This is a genomic window from Mesorhizobium sp. M7A.F.Ca.AU.001.01.1.1 (assembly GCF_004022735.1).
Taxonomy (GTDB): domain Bacteria; phylum Pseudomonadota; class Alphaproteobacteria; order Rhizobiales; family Rhizobiaceae; genus Mesorhizobium; species Mesorhizobium ciceri.
Window position 1 is genome coordinate 1 of the sequence record NZ_RZPF01001132.1, and the last position, 1,184, is coordinate 1,184.

General features: G+C 63.6%; 1 protein-coding gene. It reads left to right on the forward strand.

The annotated features are described in order from the left end of the window. Positions 1 to 146 precede the first annotated feature (146 nt). Positions 147 to 1,184, forward strand: a 1,038-nt coding sequence (locus EN884_RS36475; RefSeq protein WP_128361152.1) for an efflux RND transporter periplasmic adaptor subunit, incomplete at its 3' end; no start/stop codon positions are given.

Consider the following 1,184-nt stretch of genomic DNA (forward strand, 5'->3'; position numbering starts at 1 on the left):
CATATATTTAATGTGCGCAGCCCCCGGAGAATTGTCATAAAGACGCGATATCGAGACGGCTTCTTTGCCTTACAATAGCCTCGCTGCGTCTGCTTCATTTCGGGAAACCGGTAGACGGAAGGATTGTTTTACCAACCGGAGTGCTGATGGCCGCCTGGAAACAGATACTTTTTGCACTCGTGGTGCTGGTGGTGGCGGCAGCCGCCTGGCTGCGCTTTTATCCCGGCGCACCGGACGTGCTGGCACGTTGGGGCATCGACTGGGCTTACGCGGCAACGCCCCCGGCTGAAACCGGTGCCGCCAACGCGAGGCAGGCAAACGGCCGCAACGGCAACCAGCGGGTGAACGTGGTCGCCTTGGCGGCCACTTCGGCTGTTATCAACGACCGCCTGCAGGCGATCGGCACCGGCCGTGCCAACGCCTCGGTGACCGTCAATCCTTACAGCTCCGGCCGCCTCGCCGAACTGCTGGTCGAATCCGGCAGCCATGTCGAGAAGGGACAGATCCTCGCCACCCTCGATTCCGAGACCGAAGTGATCTCTCAGGACCGTGCCAAGCTCGCCTTGCAGGACGCTCAGTCCAAGCTCGACCGCGTTAAGTCGCTGCGTGCCTCCAATGCCGCGACCCCGGTAGCCGTGGCTGATGCCGAGGTGGTGCTGGCGGGCGCCAAGCTGGCGCTTCAGGACGCGGAACTTGCACTGCAGCGCCGGTCGATCCTGGCGCCGATCGCCGGCACCGTCGGCATCCTGCCGATCTCGGCCGGCAATTACGTCACCAACCAGTCGGCCATCGCCACGCTCGACGACCGGTCCTCGATCCTGGTCGATTTCCTGGTACCCGAGCGCTTCGCCGCCGCCGTCAAGGTCGGTGCGCAATTGACGGCGACGCCGATCGCCAATCCCAGCAACGCCTATAGCGGCACCGTTTCGGCCATCGACAACCACATCGATGAAAAGAGTCGCACGCTGCTGGTCAAGGCCAAGATCGCCAACCCGGCCGATTCGCTGCGCGCCGGCATGTCGTTCGGCATCACCATGAAATTTCCGGGGCAAACCTATCCGGCCGTCAGCCCGCTGGCGATCCTGTGGGGGTCGGACGGCGCCTATGTCTGGCAGATCGAGGATGGCAAGGCCAGGCGGGTCCCGGTGCGCATCATCCAGCGCAACACCGAGACCGTGCTGATC